Source organism: Nocardioides salarius (assembly GCF_016907435.1).
GTDB lineage: Bacteria > Actinomycetota > Actinomycetes > Propionibacteriales > Nocardioidaceae > Nocardioides > Nocardioides salarius.
In genome coordinates, this window is record NZ_JAFBBZ010000001.1 from 2,067,642 (window position 1) to 2,083,707 (window position 16,066).

General features: G+C 73.8%; 16 protein-coding genes. 4 read left to right on the plus strand and 12 right to left on the minus strand.

Translation table 11 applies throughout. From position 1 onward, the window contains the following. Nucleotides 1–53: 53 nt before the first annotated feature. Nucleotides 54–764: a hypothetical protein gene (locus JOE61_RS09980; protein WP_193670507.1), complete on the minus strand. Its 711-nt coding sequence runs from the start codon at nucleotides 762–764 to the stop codon at nucleotides 54–56. A gap of 84 nt (nucleotides 765–848) precedes the next feature. Here JOE61_RS09980 and JOE61_RS09985 point away from each other — a divergent pair, with 84 nt between their 5' ends. Continuing rightward, nucleotides 849–1,349: an inorganic diphosphatase gene (locus JOE61_RS09985; RefSeq protein WP_193670508.1), complete on the plus strand. Its 501-nt coding sequence runs from the start codon at nucleotides 849–851 to the stop codon at nucleotides 1,347–1,349. A gap of 54 nt (nucleotides 1,350–1,403) precedes the next feature. Here JOE61_RS09985 and JOE61_RS09990 read toward each other — a convergent pair whose 3' ends face one another. The 4 genes from JOE61_RS09990 to JOE61_RS10005 form a co-directional block, all read right to left on the minus strand. After that, the gene (locus tag JOE61_RS09990; protein WP_193670509.1) at nucleotides 1,404–2,282 is read right to left on the minus strand and encodes an LLM class flavin-dependent oxidoreductase; all 879 of its coding nucleotides are present in this window, start codon (nucleotides 2,280–2,282) and stop codon (nucleotides 1,404–1,406) included. An 87-nt stretch (nucleotides 2,283–2,369) separates the two neighbouring features. Continuing rightward, nucleotides 2,370–4,523 carry a DEAD/DEAH box helicase gene (locus JOE61_RS09995; RefSeq protein WP_193670510.1) on the minus strand — a complete coding sequence of 718 codons (2,154 nt, stop codon included), beginning with the start codon at nucleotides 4,521–4,523 and terminating at the stop codon, nucleotides 2,370–2,372. Between the two features lie 142 nt (nucleotides 4,524–4,665). Continuing rightward, nucleotides 4,666–6,633: a M13 family metallopeptidase gene (locus JOE61_RS10000; RefSeq protein ID WP_307822914.1), complete on the minus strand. Its 1,968-nt coding sequence runs from the start codon at nucleotides 6,631–6,633 to the stop codon at nucleotides 4,666–4,668. A 65-nt stretch (nucleotides 6,634–6,698) separates the two neighbouring features. Next, a complete protein-coding gene (locus JOE61_RS10005) occupies nucleotides 6,699–7,031 on the minus strand; it encodes a hypothetical protein (protein ID WP_193670511.1) in 333 nt (110 codons plus the stop codon). Nucleotides 7,032–7,092: 61 nt separating this feature from the next. On the opposite strand from JOE61_RS10005, the gene JOE61_RS10010 reads away from it, so the two are divergent. After that, nucleotides 7,093–7,401: a putative quinol monooxygenase gene (locus JOE61_RS10010; RefSeq protein ID WP_193670512.1), complete on the plus strand. Its 309-nt coding sequence runs from the start codon at nucleotides 7,093–7,095 to the stop codon at nucleotides 7,399–7,401. A gap of 37 nt (nucleotides 7,402–7,438) precedes the next feature. Here the strand turns inward: JOE61_RS10010 and JOE61_RS10015 are convergent, their stop codons facing one another. Continuing rightward, nucleotides 7,439–8,413 carry an NADPH:quinone oxidoreductase family protein gene (locus JOE61_RS10015; RefSeq protein ID WP_193670513.1) on the minus strand — a complete coding sequence of 325 codons (975 nt, stop codon included), beginning with the start codon at nucleotides 8,411–8,413 and terminating at the stop codon, nucleotides 7,439–7,441. Nucleotides 8,414–8,487: 74 nt separating this feature from the next. Here JOE61_RS10015 and JOE61_RS10020 point away from each other — a divergent pair, with 74 nt between their 5' ends. After that, nucleotides 8,488–9,315, plus strand: coding sequence for an alpha/beta hydrolase fold domain-containing protein (locus JOE61_RS10020; RefSeq protein ID WP_193670514.1), 828 nt, complete (start codon nucleotides 8,488–8,490; stop codon nucleotides 9,313–9,315). A 16-nt stretch (nucleotides 9,316–9,331) separates the two neighbouring features. Here the strand turns inward: JOE61_RS10020 and JOE61_RS10025 are convergent, their stop codons facing one another. From JOE61_RS10025 to JOE61_RS10035, 3 genes are all read right to left on the minus strand, one after another. Next, nucleotides 9,332–9,781 carry a hypothetical protein gene (locus JOE61_RS10025; RefSeq protein WP_193670515.1) on the minus strand — a complete coding sequence of 150 codons (450 nt, stop codon included), beginning with the start codon at nucleotides 9,779–9,781 and terminating at the stop codon, nucleotides 9,332–9,334. Nucleotides 9,782–9,885: 104 nt separating this feature from the next. After that, on the minus strand, nucleotides 9,886–11,196 hold the full coding sequence (locus tag JOE61_RS10030; RefSeq protein ID WP_227492213.1) for a M15 family metallopeptidase: 1,311 nt from the start codon (nucleotides 11,194–11,196) through the stop codon (nucleotides 9,886–9,888). 19 nt (nucleotides 11,197–11,215) lie between these two features. Continuing rightward, nucleotides 11,216–12,637 (minus strand): MFS transporter, encoded by a 1,422-nt coding sequence (locus tag JOE61_RS10035; RefSeq protein WP_307822915.1) that lies wholly within the window; start codon nucleotides 12,635–12,637, stop codon nucleotides 11,216–11,218. A gap of 22 nt (nucleotides 12,638–12,659) precedes the next feature. Between JOE61_RS10035 and JOE61_RS10040 the strand changes: the two genes are divergently transcribed. Beyond that, nucleotides 12,660–13,535 carry a GTP-binding protein LepA gene (locus JOE61_RS10040; RefSeq protein ID WP_193670516.1) on the plus strand — a complete coding sequence of 292 codons (876 nt, stop codon included), beginning with the start codon at nucleotides 12,660–12,662 and terminating at the stop codon, nucleotides 13,533–13,535. Nucleotides 13,536–13,631: 96 nt separating this feature from the next. Here the strand turns inward: JOE61_RS10040 and JOE61_RS10045 are convergent, their stop codons facing one another. The 3 genes from JOE61_RS10045 to JOE61_RS22470 all read right to left on the minus strand — a co-directional run bounded on the left by JOE61_RS10045 (nucleotide 13,632) and on the right by JOE61_RS22470 (nucleotide 16,047). After that, nucleotides 13,632–14,207 carry a TetR/AcrR family transcriptional regulator gene (locus JOE61_RS10045; RefSeq protein WP_307822916.1) on the minus strand — a complete coding sequence of 192 codons (576 nt, stop codon included), beginning with the start codon at nucleotides 14,205–14,207 and terminating at the stop codon, nucleotides 13,632–13,634. A gap of 107 nt (nucleotides 14,208–14,314) precedes the next feature. Then, a complete protein-coding gene (locus JOE61_RS10050; RefSeq protein ID WP_193670517.1) occupies nucleotides 14,315–14,506 on the minus strand; it encodes a ferredoxin in 192 nt (63 codons plus the stop codon). Continuing rightward, nucleotides 14,506–16,047: a fatty acid desaturase gene (locus JOE61_RS22470; protein WP_193670518.1), complete on the minus strand. Its 1,542-nt coding sequence runs from the start codon at nucleotides 16,045–16,047 to the stop codon at nucleotides 14,506–14,508. Before JOE61_RS22470 ends, JOE61_RS10050 begins: the two co-directional genes overlap by 1 nt. Nucleotides 16,048–16,066 lie beyond the last annotated feature (19 nt).

The window sequence follows — 16,066 nt, forward strand, 5'->3', positions numbered from 1 at the left end:
CTCTTGACCCTGATTCGTCGATGACTCGTCGATGGTCCGCCTACGTCGACGGCTCAGGTGGGTCGGTAGCCCTCGGGCTCGCTCGCCCCGTTGCCCTGGCCGTACCAGTCCAGCCACCGGTCGTCCTCGATCGCCGCCCCGGCCTCCTCGTAGTGCTCGCTGGTGCGCAGCCCCACCCCGGGGTCCGTCACCACCGCGCGCAGCAGGTCGGCCAGCTCCTGGGTCTGGGCCACGTCGTCGGCCTCCCCCTCGTCGCCGGCGGCCGCCACGAAGGGGCCGTAGGCCGTGGCGAGCACCACGACCCCGTCGCGGCGGCCCACCGCCCCGACCAGTCCCGGGTCCTCCTCGGGGTAGCCGGCCTCGCGCAGCAGCACGTACGACGTCGCGCCGACCACGTCCTGCTCGCAGTCCCACGTCGCGGGCATCCCCCGGCAGCTCCGGAGCTGCTGGGCATCGGGGTCGGCGCCCGGGGCCGAGACGACCACGCGCACGTGGGCGTGGTCACCTACCGGCCGGTCGAAGGCCAGCTCGACACCCACCGCGCCCGGGGGCAGGCCGTCGCCGCTGAAGAGCGGGGCCGCCGCGACGGCCTCGCGGCCCAGGTGCGTCTCGACCGCGGCGGCCAGGGCCCGCTCGGTGATGACGACCGCGGTCGGGTCGCCGCCGGGAGCGGACGACGGGCTGTCGTCCTCGGCGCAGGCGCCCAGCAGCACGACCGGCCCGAGCAGGACGGTGAGGAGACGGCGCGAGGCCCGGGACGCCATGGCGTGACGCTACTCCCGCGCCCCGTCGCCGGAGGCGATCCGCGGGTGAGTCGCCGGGGCGCGCTCCCGGCTACGGTCGACCAGATGAGCACTGACGACGACCGCGACCAGCTCCACCGCGACGGCCGCTGCGACGTGGTGGTGGAGATCCCCCGCGGCAGCCGCAACAAGTACGAGGCCTCCGAGGACGGCGAGATCTGGTTCGACCGCCGGCTGGGCGGCCCGGCCGGCTTCCCCGGCGACTACGGCTACGTCATCGGCTCCGAGGGCGAGGACGGCGACGCCCTCGACGCGCTGGTGCTGCTGGAGGAGGCGACCTTCCCCGGTGTGCACATGCGCTGCCGGGTCATCGGCGCCTTCGCCCTGCAGGTCGGCGACATCGCCGAGACCAAGCTGATCGTGGTGCCCGAGACCGACCACCACGCCGACCACCTGCGCGACCTCGGCGACCTGCCGCCCGCCTTCCTCGACGAGCTCGACGCCTTCTTCACCGCCTACCGGATGCTCGAGGACGTGCCTGTCGACGTGCGCGAGCGCCTCGACCGCTCCCGCGCCCTCGAGGTGCTGGTGGCCGGCGAGGGCTGAGCCGCGAGCCGGCGCCAGTTCCGTGCGAGCCGGCGCTACTTCCCCGTTGGTCTGTCAGCCGCGCAGCCGCGGCAGGGCGTCGGCGACCTGCTCGAGCACCCGCTCGTCGCCGGCGTAGGGCTGCACGCCGCGCGGCCAGTGCGTGACGAGGTCGGTGAACCCGAGCTCGGCGGCCCGGCCGGCCATGTCCTCGAAGGCGCCGACGCTCGCGAGCGCGAAGCCGGCCGGCCCCACGCGCCCGGTGTCGGCGAGCAGGTAGCGGGGCAGGTCGGCGGGCTCGCGCCCGGCGGCGACCAGCGCCTCCTCGTAGGTGTCGCGGGCGCGGGCCAGGCCGGCGTACCAGCCCTCGAGCGTGGTCTCGGCGTGCGGCCCGGTGGTCACCCACCCGTCGCCCGCCCGCGCCGAGAACCGCAGCGAGCGGGGGCCGTTGGCCGCGACCAGCAACGGCGTACGCCGCAGCGGCGGCAGGGTGCGGGCGTCGCGGGTGGCGAACCAGCGTCCGTCTGCGTCGACGTGGTCCTCGTCGCGCAGCCGGGCCAGCAGGGTCACGAACTCCTGGAACCGGTCGACCCGCTCGCGGGTGCTCAGCGCCTCGCCGCCGAGCACCTCGGAGTCGCGGTCGCCGCCGACGCCCAGGCCCAGCAGCACCCGGCCGTCGGCGATGCCCTCGAGGGCCTGCACGTCGCGCAGGAACGGGTAGGGGTGGCGGAAGTTCGGCGCGGTCACCAGGGTGCCCAGCCCGATCCGCTGCGTCGTGGCCGCGGCCGCGGCCAGAGTCGGCACCGCACCGGTCCACGGGCTCTCCGGCAGCCCGCCCCACACCAGGTGGTCGTAGGTCCAGGCGTGGTCGAAGCCCATCTCCTCCGCGGCCCGCCACCGCGGCCCGGCCTCGGCCCACGGCAGGTCGGTCAGGATCGTCAGCCCGAAGCGCATGACCCGACCCTAGGGGCCACCGCTCGGGACGTCATGCAGGCGGGACGTCCGTCGGTGCGGGAGGTATGACGTCCCGCGGCCGCTGGCTCAGCCGGAGACGCCCAGCACCAGCGGGCGTACGGCGACGGCACCCGCGCGGCGGATCGCCCGCGCGGCCATGGTCAGGGTCCAGCCGGTGTCGGTGAGGTCGTCGACCAGCAGCACCGAGCGGCCCTCCAGGGAGCCGGGGTCGGCGTGCAGGTCGAAGCGGCGGCCGACGGCGGCCACGCGCTGGGCGGAGTTCATCGAGCCCTGGCCGGGCGCGACGTCGGGGTCGACCACCGCCCACCGGCCCAGCAGCGGCACCTGGAGGTAGCGCGAGAGACCGTCGGCCAGGCTGTCGACCAGCTCGCCGCGGCGCACCGACTCGACCGAGACGATCGCGTCGACCTGCGGGCGCCAGTCGTTGAGGACCTCGATCACGGCCTGCACCAGCGGCACCGGCACCGGCACGTCGGCCACGCCGTCGGGACCCTCGCGGAAGAGCTCGCGCAGCGCCTGGCCGTAGCCCAGGTCGGTCAGGCGCGCCACGGCGCGGCCCTCCTCGGCGGCGCCGTCGGAGATCTTGCCCTTGAGCTGGACGCCGAGGCGGTCCATGCCGGTCGGCCACATCTTGCGCGGGGCCACCGGCACACCGGGTCGGGCCAGGCGGGCCTGCGCCTCCTCGATGGCGGCCGCGGAGACGTCGGTCGAGAGCTGCAGCCCGCCGCAGTTGTCGCAGCGCCCGCAGGCCTGCGCCTCGGGGTCGTCGAGCTGGTCGCGCAGGTAGAGCATCCGGCACTCGTCGGTGCGCAGGTACTCCAGCATCGCGTCCTGCTCGCGCTGGCGGGCCTCCGCGACCCGGCGGTAGCGCGGCTCGTCGTAGGTCCACTCCCGACCCGTGGACTCCCAGCCGCCGCGCACGCGGCGTACGGCGCCGTCGACGTCGAGCACCTTGAGCATCGTCTCGAGGCGGGTGCGGTTGAGCTCGACGCGGGTCTCGAGCGCCGCGGTGCTCATCGGGCGCCCCTCCTCGGCGAGCACGGCCAGCGTCTCGCGCACCTGCTCCTCGCGGGGGAAGGCCAAGGAGGCGAAGTAGGCCCAGATGTCGCGGTCCTCGACCGCGGGCAGCAGCACCACCGTGGCCGACTCGCTGCGGGCGTCGAGGCCACGCCCGGCTCGCCCGACCTGCTGGTAGTAGGCCACCGGCGAGCTCGGCGCGCCCAGGTTGACCACGAAGCCGAGGCTGGCGTCGAAGCCCATCCCGAGCGCGGAGGTCGCCACCAGCGCCTTGACCCGCCCGGCGGCCAGGTCGCCCTCGAGCGCCTGGCGCTCGGTGGTCTCGGTCTGCCCCGAGTACGCCGCCACCTCGTGGCCGCGGCTGCGCAGGTAGTCGGCGACCTCCTGGGTGGCGGCGACGGTGAGGCAGTAGACGATGCCCGACCCGGGCTGCTCGGCCAGGTGGTCGGCCAGCCACGCCAGGCGCTGGTCGGCGGTCTTGAGGTGCACCACCCCCAGGCGCAGCGACTCGCGGTCCAGCGAGCCGCGCAGCACCAGCACGTCGCGGCCCAGCTGCTGCTGGACGTCCTCGGTGACGCGCTGGTTGGCGGTCGCGGTGGTGGCCAGCACCGGGATGCCCTCGGTGAGGTCGTCGAGCAGGGTGCGGATGCGGCGGTAGTCGGGGCGGAAGTCGTGGCCCCAGTCGGAGATGCAGTGCGCCTCGTCGACCACCAGCAGGCCGCAGGTCGCGGCCAGGCGTGGCAGCACCTCGTCGCGGAAGCCAGGGTTGTTGAGCCGCTCGGGGCTGACCAGCAGCACGTCGACCTCACCGGCCTGGATGGCCTCGTGGATCGGCTCCCAGTCACCGATGTTGGTGGAGTTGATGGTCACCGCGCGGATGCCGGCGCGCTCGGCGGCCTGGATCTGGTTGCGCATCAGCGCCAGCAGCGGGCTGACGATCACCGTCGGGCCGGCACCGCGCTCGCGCAGCAGCAGCGTGGCCACGAAGTAGACCGCCGACTTGCCCCAGCCGGTGCGCTGCACGACCAGGGCGCGGCGCCGGTCGACGGCCAGCGCCTCGATCGCCGACCACTGGTCCTCGCGCAGCACCGCGTCGTCGCGACCCACCAGCGCCCGCAGGTGCGCCTCGGCCGCCTCCCGTGCCTCGGCACGGTCGACGGTGGGAGCGGGGGTCGCCGCTGGGCTCGCTGCGGGGGAGGTCATGGCGCCCTGTCTACCAGCGCGCACCGACGGCACGCAGCGCCCGTCCCCCGCCTGTGGAAGACGCCACGCTCGGCCAGCACCCAGGACGTCATACGTCGCGCACAGGCGGACGTCCCGCCCGTATGACGTCAGGCCCGGGCCGTCACCAGATCCGCACCCGCTGGCTCGGGTCGAGCCACAGCCCGTCGCCCTCGCGGGTCTCGAAGACCTCGTGGAACTCGTCGAGGTTGCGCACGATGTTGGCGCGGAACTCCGGCGGGGAGTGCGGGTCGATGGTGAGGTACTGCGCCTCCTGCTCCTTGCGGCGCTTGGTGCGCCACACGTAGGCCCAGTTGGTGAAGAGCGTGCGCCGCTCCTCGACCGAGGCCCGGCCGTCGGTGGAGATCAGGTAGGCCTCGTGGGCGATGGTCAGCCCGCCGAGGTCGCCGATGTTCTCGCCGACGGTCAGCGCGCCGTTGACCCTCTCGCCGGGCAGCGCCCGCGGCTCGAACTCGTCGTACTGGGCGACGAGCGCCTTCGACTTCACCTCGAAGGCGGCCTTGTCGTCGGCGGTCCACCAGTCGTTGAGGTTGCCCGCGCCGTCGTACTGCGCGCCCTGGTCGTCGAAGCCGTGCCCGATCTCGTGGCCGATGACCGCGCCGATGCCGCCGTAGTTCTCGGCCGGGTGGGCGTCGGGGCTGAAGAACGGCGCCTGCAGGATGCCGGCGGGGAAGCAGATCTCGTTGGTGCCGGGGTTGTAGTAGGCGTTGACGGTCTGCGGCAGCATGAACCACTCGTCGCGGTCGACGGGCGAGCCGATCTTGGTGATCTGCCGGTCGGTCTCGAACGCCGAGGCGGCGGCGACGTTGCCCATCAGGTCGTCCTGGCGCACCTGCAGGGCGGAGTAGTCGCGGAACGTCTCGGGGTAGCCGATCTTGGGCCGGAAGGTCGCCAGCTTCTCGTAGGCGCGCTCCTTGGTCTCCTCGGTCATCCAGTCCAGGCGCGAGATCGAGACCCGGTAGGCGGCCAGCAGGTTGGCCACCAGGTCGTCCATCATCTGCTTCGAGCGCGGCGGGAAGTGCCGCTCGACGTAGACCCGGCCCACCGCCTCGCCCAGCGCGCCCTCGACCAGCGACACGCCGCGCTTCCAGCGCGCCCGCAGCTCGGGGGTGCCCGACAGGGTGCGGCCGTAGAAGTCGAAGTTGGTCTCGACGAAGTCGTCGGGCAGGTACGCCGCGGTGGCGCGCAGCACGTGGCTGGTCAACCAGTCGCGCCACTGCTCGACCGGCACCTCCTCGAGCACCGTGGAGAGGTGCTCGAAGTACGACGGCTGGCGCACGCAGACCTCGCCCAGCACGTCGGCCGCGGTGCGGGTCGAGGCGGTGAGGTTGGTGACGTAGACGTCGAAGTCGAAGCCGGGGCACATCTCCTGCAGCTCGGCCAGGGTGCGCAGGTTGTAGGTCTTCTGCACGTCGCGGGTCGCCGCGCGCTCCCAGTGCCCGGCGGCCAGGCGGGTGTCGATGGCCAGGATGGTGCGGGCCGCGCCCTCGGGGTCGGCGTGGTCGGCCAGGCCCAGCAGGCGGGTCAGGTAGGCGACGTACTTCTCGCGGGTCTCGGCGTGCTTGTCGTCGCGGTAGTAGGACTCGTCGGGCAGCCCGAGCCCGCCCTGGACCAGGTGGAAGAGGTAGCGGTCGGACTGCTTGTCGTCGGTGTCGACGTAGGAGCCGAAGAGGCCGTGGCCGCCGATCCGCTCGAACTCGCCGAGGAAGGCCGCCAGGTCGCGCTTGTCGCGCAGGCGCGCGGCCGCGTCGAGCAGCGGCCGCACCGGCTCGATGCCCTTGGCGGCGATCGCCTCGGTGTCCATGAAGGAGGCGAAGAGGTCGCCGATCTTGCGGGCGTCCTCGTCGGGCGCCTCCTGGTCGGGGGCGGTGGCCAGGGCGGCGAGGTCGGTGATGATGTCGCGCACCTGCGCCTCGGCCGCGTCGGCCAGCTGCACGAACGGGCCCCAGCTCGAGCGGTCGGAGGGGATCTCGGTCTCCTCCAGCCAGCGCCCGTTGACGTGGCCGAAGAGGTCGTCCTGGGGGCGGGTGTCGGGGTCCATGCCCGGGCGGGCGTCGTCGAGGATGCTCACCCCACGACCCTAGCCGCCGCGCCCTCCCCTGCCCGGGTGGCCGGGTGCGCCGCCGTGGGGCGGGCTCAGCCGGCGGCCTGGTCGATGGCGGCGCGCACCGACATCACCACGCTCTCGGGGTCGACCCGGTCGCGCGCGGCGAGCTCGGCGACCAGGCGTCGTACGACGAGCATGACGCCGCCCATCAGCGGGGAGATGTCGAGCTCGAGCTCGTCGCCGTCCTCGTCCATCTTCAGCTCGACCGCGCCGATCTCGAGCAGGTGGCCGAAGGCCAGCTCGACGGGGTTGGGCCCGCCGGGCAGCACGTCGGGGTCGGCCTCGGCGGCGACCACGCCGTCGAGGATGACGTGGCCGGCGCGGCGCAGCCGCTCCTCGGGGTCCAGCGTGTGCTCGTCCACGGGCCCATCATCGCCGGTGCGTCCCTGTCGCCGGGCAGCGAGGGCCGATAGGTTCGCCGCCATGACATCCCCTGCAGCCCAGCACCTGCGCGTCGTCGCCACCATCCCCACCGCCCCCGAGCACGCCGAGGCGGTGCGCGCGGGCCTGCGCGACCTGGTCGCCGCGACCCAGCAGGAGGAGGGCTGCGTGGCCTACGACTGCTTCGAGTCGAACGCCGCCCCCGGCACCTTCGTGATGGTCGAGGAGTGGGCCAGCCAGGAGGCCATGGACGCCCACATGAGGACGCCGCACATGGCCGAGGTCTTCAAGGTCCTCGGCCCGGCGCTGGCCGGCGACGTGGCCATCCACCCGCTGCGCCCCCTGGGCTGACCGGGCAGACCGGGCTGAGCGGCGGGCGGGGCCACGCTCAGCGGATCCGCACCACGCCCTTGCCGAGCGTGCGGCGCTGGTCGAGGTCGAGCAGCGCCTTGCCGAAGTCCTCGATGCCGTACGTCGCACCCACGGGCGGGCGGATCGTGCCGGCCTCCATCATCGGCACCAGCTCGGCCCACTGCTGCTCCATGAAGCCGGGACGCATCATGGCGTAGGCGCCCCAGCCGACGCCGCGCACGTCGATGTTGTTGAGCAGCAGCCGGTTGACCTTGACCTCGGGGATGCCCTGGCCGGCGGCGAAGCCGACCACCAGCAGGCGGCCCTGCGGGGCGAGCGCGCGCAGCGAGTCGGTGAAGACGTCGCCGCCCACCACGTCCATGACGATGTCGACTCCGAGGCCGCCGGTGAGCTCCTTGGCGGCGTCCTTGAACCCGTCGATCAGCACGGCCTCGTCGGCACCGGCGTCGCGGGCGACCTGGCACTTGGCCTCGGTGGAGCAGACCGCGATGGTGCGCGCGCCGTACCCCTTGGCGACCTGGATGGTGGCGGTGCCGACGCCGCCGGCGGCGCCGTGCACGAGCACGGTCTCGCCCTTCTTCAGCCCGCCGCGCTCGGCGAGCGCGAACTGGGCGGTCAGGTAGTTCATCGGCAGCGCCGCGCCCTCGTCGAGGCTCAGCGAGTCGGGCAGAGCGAAGGTGGACACGGCCGGGTTGACGACCAGCTCGGCCGCGGCGCCGTAGGGCGCGACCCCGGCGACGCGGGTGCCGGGCGCGAGGTCGGCGCGGTCCTCGGGACCCTGCACCACGACGCCGGCGAAGTCGACGCCGAGCGTGAAGGGCGGCTCGGGCCGCATCTGGTACTCGCCGCGGCTGAGCAGCAGGTCCGGGAAGGACGTGCCGACGGCGTGCACCTCCACCAGCACGTCGTCGGCGCCGGGGGTCGGCTCGGCGACGTCGTTGACCTGGAGGTGCTCGGGACCGGTGGTGTCGATGACCTGGACTGCTCGCATGTGGCCACCGTAGCCATCCGGACGGGCCGCGGGTCCGAAGGTCCGTTGTGCGACCCGCCCAACGTCTCCAGGCGATGCTGATCCATGCCGGCGCCCGCTTCGCGGTGCGCTACGGCGAGGAGCTGCGCCTCGCCGGCTCCGACCTGCCCCGGCCCCGCCGGCTGCGGGTGCCCACCCGGCACGGTCCGGTGCCGGTGCGCGAGTACGCCCCGCCCGCCCTGCGCGGTCGCGACGACGCGCCGGCCCACGTGCACCTGCACGGCGGCGCCTGGTTGATGCGGCACCCGGGCATGGACGACTGGTGGTGCCGCTACCTGGCCGCCACCGCGGGCGTGCGGGTGCTCAACGTCGACTTCACCGCCGCGCCGTACGCCGTCTACCCGCGCGCCCAGGAGCAGTCCCACGACGTCGCGGCACGGGCCGCCGCCTCGGCGCCGGTGTCGGTGGGCGGCTTCTCCTCCGGGGGCGGGATGGCCGCCGCGGTGTGCCTGATGGCGCGCGACGCGGCCTCGTTCGACCCGCGGCTGCAGGTGCTCGGCGTCCCGGCGCTCGACCTGGCCACGGAGGTGCCCCGGGGCGGCCCGGGCACGATCTCCCCGTCGCTGCGGGCGCTGGTGCGTGCGGCGTACTTCCCCGACCCGGCGACGCGCGCCGAGGCCTACGCCTCACCGCTGCTGGCGCCCTCGCTGGCCGGGCTGCCCCGGGCGCTGGTGCTGACCGCCGAGCGCGACACGCTGGGCCGCGACGGCGACGACTACGCGGTGCGGCTGCGCGAGGCCGGGGTCGAGGTGTGGCACGACGTCACGCCGGGCGTCGACCACTACTTCTTGACCGAGGACCCGGTCCGTGCCCGCGCCACGATGGCGAGGATCGCGACCGAGGTCGCCGCCGCGCTGGCCTGACGGCTCGGCTGCCGGCTCAGGGCCCGGTCGGCTCGGTCGGCTCCGTCGGCTCGGTCGGCTCGGTCGGCTCGGTCGGCTCGGTCGGCTCCGTCGGCTCGGCGGACTCCTCGCACTTCGCCAGCCGCTGCTCGGCCTTGGCGAGGCGCTGGACCTGCGCCTTCTTCGCCTTCTTCGCCTTGGTGCGGTCCTGCTTGGCGTCGTCGAGGTCCTCCTCGACCTCGGCCTGCTCCTCCTCGGTCTCCGCCTGGGCCGCGGCCTTCTTGGTCTTGCGCACCTCGCGCTTGGCCTTGGTGAAGACGTCCTGCAGGCGCTCGAGCTTGGCGGCGGCGCGGTCGACCTGGGCCTGCTGCTTGGCGCAGTCGCCCTCGACGGGGGGTGCGGCCTGGGCGCCCGGGACGGGGCCGACGGAGAGCACCGCGGCCACGGCGAGGCCGGCGAGCGGGGTGGTGAGGCGGGAGAAGGGCACAGGGGACTCCTGGGGCAGGGGACCGGCGGGGGACGGTCGGGCGGCACCATCGTGCACGAGCCGGACCGGGCGCCGGGGCGGATCGCGCCGAACTTTGCCGAGGCTCAGCGCACGTCGACGATGCGCACGGCCTCGAAGTGCATCGGGTCGGTGAAGCGCCAGTCGCCGCCCCAGCCGAAGCCCCACTTCTTGAAGATGGCCACCACGGTGCGGTCCATCTCGCCGACGGTGCCGCGCTGGTTGCCGGGGGTGTTGAGGTCGAGGGCGAGGCCGAAGGAGTGGTTGGACAGCGTCGTGGAGCCGGCGATGAAGCGCGGGTAGTAGCAGCCGGCGTACTCGCCGGGGTTGATCTCGTCGGCCAGGCCCGTCTCGACGACCTCGCGCAGCGCCGCGGTGAGCTGCGGGATGATCGCCTTGTTGCAGCGCACCGAGCCGAGGATCGGGACCTGGGCGGTGATGATGTTGGCGCGCTCCCAGGCCGGCTCGGGCGCGATCCGGCCCCCGCCGAGCACGGTGTAGTTGAAGACCCCGACCGCCGAGGAGACCGAGCCGACCACGAAGGCGGTCTGCTTGGCGTTGATGTCGAGGCCGAAGCGGGCCACCGAGTCGAGGCGCTGCACCGAGGTCTGCTGCGGCAGCAGGCGCGTCAGCGGCTTGACCACCTTGTCGGGGGCGGTGATGCCGGTCGAGACCAGCAGCGCGTTGCCGGGCTCGGCGCCGAGCTCGGCGCCCCACTTGACGTTGACGACGGCGTCGACGGCGTTCTCGATCTGCGGCGCCAGGGCCCCTAGGTGCACCTCGGGGCTGCCGGTGTCGAGGGTGACGAAGCCCTGCTCGTCGATGGGCAGCTTCTTCTGCAGCTCGGGGCTGATGGCCAGCTCGCCGCCGGCGACGCGGTCCCAGACCTCGCGGCTGCGGGGCACCTGGCCGGGGGTGAAGCGACGGAAGGTGGCGGGGTCGACGGCGGCCAGGTTGAGCACCCGGTTCTCGATGCCGACCTGCAACATCGAGAACTGCTCGACGTCCTGGACGCCGGGCAGCGCCCGGATCTCCTCGAGCGTCTCGTCGGTGATGCCGCTCTCGGTCTGCACCAGGATGTCGGCGGTGCGCGGCAGGTCCTTGAGGCGCCCGGGCGCCTCGACCGCGAACGCCGGGTCGAGACCGACCGTGGGCTGCTCGCCGCCGGCCGAGCCGTCGCCGTCCTCGGAGTCCTTGCCCGACCCGGTGCCGCGTGCGGGCCCGGACGCCGCGTCGGCGGGCGAGGGGGTGCCAGCGACGGCGGGGGCCTCGGCGCCCTGCGTGGCCTCGTCGGCGTCCGGGCTGCCGCAGCCGGGCAGCAGGAGGACCAGCGCGATAGCTGCGCCCATCGGCGCGCGCCGGGACAGGGACCGGCCTCGCAGCCCCGCTCGCCTCATGGCGCGCTCCTCCCCGGGCTCACCCCACGCGGGCCCGGCCACCAGCGTAGGCGGTGCGCGGGAGCGCCACCCACGACATGGCGCCGCCGAGCACCAGCAGCCCGGCGCAGCTGAGGACCACCAGGGTCCAGGCGGGGTCCAGCGCCGCGGGGTCGGCGTACTCCTCGCCGCTGAGGCCGACCAGGCTCGGCACCGCCGCGACCGCCAGCAGGCCACCCGCCCGCGAGACCGCGTTGTTGACGCCGCTGGCGATGCCGGCGTGCTCGTCGGGGGCCGCGGCCAGCACCGTCGCGGTCAGGGTGGCCACCAGCAGCGCGAGGCCCAGCGCGAAGACGACCACGCCCGGCAGCACCGCGACGACGTACGCCGCCTCGCCGGCGCCGAGCAGCAGCAGCACGCCGGTCGCCATCACCAGCGGGCCGAGCGTCAGCGGGATCCGCGGCCCGATGCGCGCGCCGAGCGCCCCACCGCGACCGGCGAGCAGCAGCATCACCAGCGGCAGCGGCAGCGTGGCCAGCCCGGCCGCGAGCGGACCGTCGCCGCCGACCACCTGCAGCTGCAGCGGCAGCATGAAGAGCAGCACCGACAGGGCGCCGTAGACCAGCAGGGTCATCGCGTTGGTGGCCGAGAAGGTGCGGTCGGCGAAGATCCCCAGCGCCAGCATCGGCTCGGCGACCCGCGACTCGACGACGACGAACGCCAGCCCCGCGAGGAGACCGACCACGACGGCCGGCCACGCGGCGGGGTCGCCCCACTGCACCAGCGCGTAGGTGACCCCGCCCAGCGCGAGCGCGCCGAGCACGGCCCCGGGCAGGTCGAGGTGCTGGGCGGCTCCGGGGTCGCGGGTCTCGGGCACGCCGCGGGCCAACCACAGCGTCAGCACCGCGACCGGCAGGTTGATCCAGAAGATCAGCCGCCAGTCGGCGTGCTCGACCAGCACGCCGCCCACCAGCGGTCCGGCGGCGGCCGCGATCGCCCCCAGGCCGGTCCAGGTGCCGATCGCGCGCGCCCGGTCGTCGGGGTGGAAGGCGCCCTGGATCATCGCCAGCGAGCCGGGCACCATCAGCGCGGCGGCGACCCCCTGCAGCGCCCGGGCGGCCACCAGCACCTCGGCGCTGGGCGCCAGCCCGCACAGCGCCGACGCGACGCCGAAGGCGAGCGTGCCGGTCACGAAGACCCGGCGCCGGCCCAGCCGGTCGCCCAGCGAGCCGCCGAGCAGGATCAACGAGGCCAGGGCCAGCAGGTAGGCGTTGGTGATCCACTGCAGGTCGTTGATCGAGGCGTCGAGGTCGGCGCCGATGGTGCGCAGCGCGACGTTGACCACCGTGCCGTCGAAGAGCGACATGGCCGAGCCCAGGGTCGCGGCCCCCACGACGGCTCGACCGGTGGCCGAGCCGGTGCGCACCAGCCCGGGGCCGTCGGGTGATGCGGACGTGGACACCCGGCCAGCCTAGGATCCCAGGGTGTCCCAGCCCCGCCCGTCGGCCCAGCGCCTGGTCGACCACGTCGACCGGCTCGGTGCCGAGCACCCGCCCATCGCCCTCGACTCCGTCGACTTCACCGTCATCGACCCGGTCACCCTCGAGGCCCGCTTCGGCCACGTGCTCGACTACATGGCCCGCGTCGAGCTCGAGGTCGACCGCAACGTGCTCGAGCTGATGACGATGCTGCCCGACCCGCCCGAGGTCGACGTGCACTTCTACCGCGACGTGTGGCAGCCCCAGGAGATCCAGCACGGGCGCATCCTCGACGAGCTGCAGGTGCGGCTGGGCCGCGACAACGCCAACGCCGACCTCGACTCGATCGGCACCAAGCTCAAGGTGCTCGGGGCGCTGGGCCACCTCGGCGCCTTCCAGGACGTCTCGCGGATGCTCTACTACGTCACCGGCATGGCCACCGAGCGCTCGGCGGTGCTGGCCTACAACCTGCTGCACGACGGCGTGGCCGAGATGGGCGAGACGGCGGTGGCCCAGACGATCATCGCCCCGATCCGGCGCCAGGAGCCGGGCCACTACGCCTTCTACCAGCTCTCCGCGCGGCTGCTGTGGAGCGAGCTGGCGGCCTGGCAGAAGTGGCTGGTGCGCCACCTGCGCCGCCTCTCCTTCTCCCCCGTCGGCGCCAACGACGACGAGCAGAAGGCCGACTTCGGCGACCTGATGGCCACCCTCGGCATCGACGATGACTCCGACTTCACCGCCCAGATCGCCCGTGTCGAGATGGAGCTGCTGTGGGCGCGCGACAAGGGCCTGCCGGTGCCGGAGTACGTCACCCGCGCCTTCCGCGAGGCCCGCGAGCTCTCCGTGGCCCGCGCTGCTGGAGATTCATCGGCCGGCCGATGAACCTGGCGGGTGGACGACGAAACTTCATCGTCCACCCAGGAGATCCGTCGGCCGGCCGATGAAACTCCCGCGTGTGGGGGCGCGGGCGGCGCCGGGCTAGGCGCCCAGCACCCGAGCGGCGATCCAGGCGATCTGGTCGGCAGTGGCCTCGGCCGGGCCGGAGGGCTGCATCACGTGGCTGAGCACGATCCGCACCACCATGTCGATGGCTGCGTCGAGCTCGGCGGCGCGCAGGTCGACGTCGTACGGCGCGATCCGCGCCGCGATGACGTCCTTGGCGGCGGCCAGCAGCGAGCCCGCGTGGGTGGTCAGCAGCGGCAGCAGCTCGGTGTCGGCGCCGTGGGTGGCCGAGACGACCGCGTGCAGGAGGGGGTTGCTGGGGGCGACCTCGAGGACCGAGCGGGCCGAGGCCCGGATCGCCTCGACCAGGTCGTCGGGGTGCTCGTCGAAGGCGACGGTCACCGTGGCCAGGAAGCGCTCGAGCTCGCGCAGGATCATCGCCTCGGCCAGCCCGGCCTTGGTGCCGACCTCGTTGTAGACGGTCTGGCGCGAGACGCCCACGTCGTCGGCCAGGCGCGCCATCGTCACCTTGGCCCAGCCGACCTCGGTGGTCAGCCGCACGGCCGAGTCCACGACGCGGTCGCGCATGCTGGGCGGGGCGGCGGTGCTCACGTCGTCGAGTGTAGGAAGCACCACCACCCCCGCCGGCATCGCCACAGCCATCCCTGCTGGCGTCGCGACACTCATCCCTGGGCCACGTCCACCCGGGACGGCCAGGATCATCCCTGGAGCGTCAGCGCCAGCACCGGGCAGGCCTGCACCGCGGCGTGCACGTGGGCGCGCTGCGACTCCTCGGGCTCCTCCACCAGCACGTGCATCACCTCGTCGTCGTCGATCTCGAAGACGTCGCTGGCCATCGCCTCGCACATGCCCAGTCCCTCGCAGCGGTCGCGGTCCACCTCGATGCGCATCAGCGGGCCTCGGCGTTGCTCAGGGCGACGAAGTCGACCTTCTCGCGCACCCCGCAGTCGGGGCAGCACCAGTCGTCGGGGATGTCGGCCCACGCGGTGCCGGCGGCGAAGCCCTCGAGCTCGTTGCCGACGGCGACCTCGTAGGTGTGCCCGCAGCCCGGGCAGCGCGCGGCCAGCACCTCGTCGTCCTGCGGCTCCTGCGCCACCGGGGCCGGTACGTCGGCCGACCGGCCCGCCGCAGTCGGCTCGGGCGCAGGCTCGGCCGGGGTGGGCTCGACGGTCGGCTCGACGGTGGGAGCCCCGGCCACGGGCGGGACGGGGTGCGCGGCCAGGATCCGCTCGCGCTTGCGCGGGTCGAGGTTGGCGCGGGTCAGGTCGCCGTCGAAGTGGGCCAGCACCCGGGGGTCCATCACCCGGCGCCACAGCGGCGGCACGAGCGCCAGCACGATCATGCCGGCGTAGCCGGTGGGCAGCACCGGGCTCTCCTCGAAGTCGCGCAGGGTCTGGTAGCGGCGCGTGGGGTTGGCGTGGTGGTCGCTGTGGCGCTGCAGGTGGTAGAGCAGCACGTTGGTGGCGATGTTGTTGGAGTTCCACGAGTGCGAGGGGTCGACGCGCTCGTAGCGCTGGCGGGTGCCCGAGCCGACCTTCTGGCGGCGCATCCCGTAGTGCTCCATGTAGTTGACGACCTCGAGCAGGGAGAAGCCGACGACGGCCTGGAGCACCAGGAAGGGCAGCACGACCGGGCCCAGCCACACCGTGAGCGCGCCCCACAGCACCGCCGACATCAGCCAGGCGTTGAGCACGTCGTTGCCGAGGTGGAAGGGGTGGGTGTCCTTGCGGGCGTAGCGCTTCTTCTCCAGGTGCCAGGCGCTGCGCAGCGAGCCCAGCACGGTGCGCGGCCAGAACCGGTAGAAGCTCTCGCCGAAGCGGCTGGAGGCGGGGTCCTCGGGGGTGGCCACGCGCACGTGGTGGCCCCGGTTGTGCTCGATGTAGAAGTGGCCGTAGAAGCTCTGGGCCAGGGCGATCTTCGAGAGCCAGCGCTCGTTGGCCTCGCGCTTGTGGCCCAGCTCGTGGGCGGTGTTGATGCCGATCCCGCCGATCACGCCGATCGAGAGGGCCAGCCCGATCTTGTCGACGGTGCTCAGCTCGCCGAGGCCGAAGGGCGCCCCGTTGGCGATGACGTAGAGCGCGCCGACGAACCCGGCGTACTGGATCGGCAGGAAGGCGTAGGTGATCCAGCGGTAGTACTTGTCGCTCTCGAGCGCCTCGATGGCGTCGTCGGGCGGGTTGGCGCGGTCGAGGCCGGCGACCAGGTCGATGGCGGGCACCACCCCGAGCACCACGATCGGGCCGACCCAGAACCACACGCCCCAGCCGGTGAGGGCCCAGCCGCCGCCGGCGACGAAGGCCAGCGAGGGCACGACGAGCCCGATCAGCCACAGGTAGCGCTTGTGGTCGCTCCAGGCCTCGGTCGAGCCCTCGGGCACGGTCGAGCGCGGGACCTGCGGGGACGAGGGGGACGGTGCGGTGCTGCTGGCCACGGGGAGCCTCCTGGCGGTG

What these genes read in the sequence shown, in the direction of transcription:
- JOE61_RS09980 (WP_193670507.1), bottom strand. Translation starts at nt 764, where the DNA reads ATGGCGTCCCGGGCCTCGCGCCGTCTCCTCACCGTCCTGCTCGGGCCG.
- JOE61_RS09985 (WP_193670508.1), top strand. Translation starts at nt 849, where the DNA reads ATGAGCACTGACGACGACCGCGACCAGCTCCACCGCGACGGCCGCTGC.
- JOE61_RS09990 (WP_193670509.1), bottom strand. Translation starts at nt 2,282, where the DNA reads ATGCGCTTCGGGCTGACGATCCTGACCGACCTGCCGTGGGCCGAGGCC.
- JOE61_RS09995 (WP_193670510.1), bottom strand. Translation starts at nt 4,523, where the DNA reads ATGACCTCCCCCGCAGCGAGCCCAGCGGCGACCCCCGCTCCCACCGTC.
- JOE61_RS10010 (WP_193670512.1), top strand. Translation starts at nt 7,093, where the DNA reads ATGACATCCCCTGCAGCCCAGCACCTGCGCGTCGTCGCCACCATCCCC.
- JOE61_RS10015 (WP_193670513.1), bottom strand. Translation starts at nt 8,413, where the DNA reads ATGCGAGCAGTCCAGGTCATCGACACCACCGGTCCCGAGCACCTCCAG.
- JOE61_RS10020 (WP_193670514.1), top strand. Translation starts at nt 8,488, where the DNA reads ATGCTGATCCATGCCGGCGCCCGCTTCGCGGTGCGCTACGGCGAGGAG.
- JOE61_RS10030 (WP_227492213.1), bottom strand. Translation starts at nt 11,196, where the DNA reads ATGAGGCGAGCGGGGCTGCGAGGCCGGTCCCTGTCCCGGCGCGCGCCG.
- JOE61_RS10050 (WP_193670517.1), bottom strand. Translation starts at nt 14,506, where the DNA reads ATGCGCATCGAGGTGGACCGCGACCGCTGCGAGGGACTGGGCATGTGC.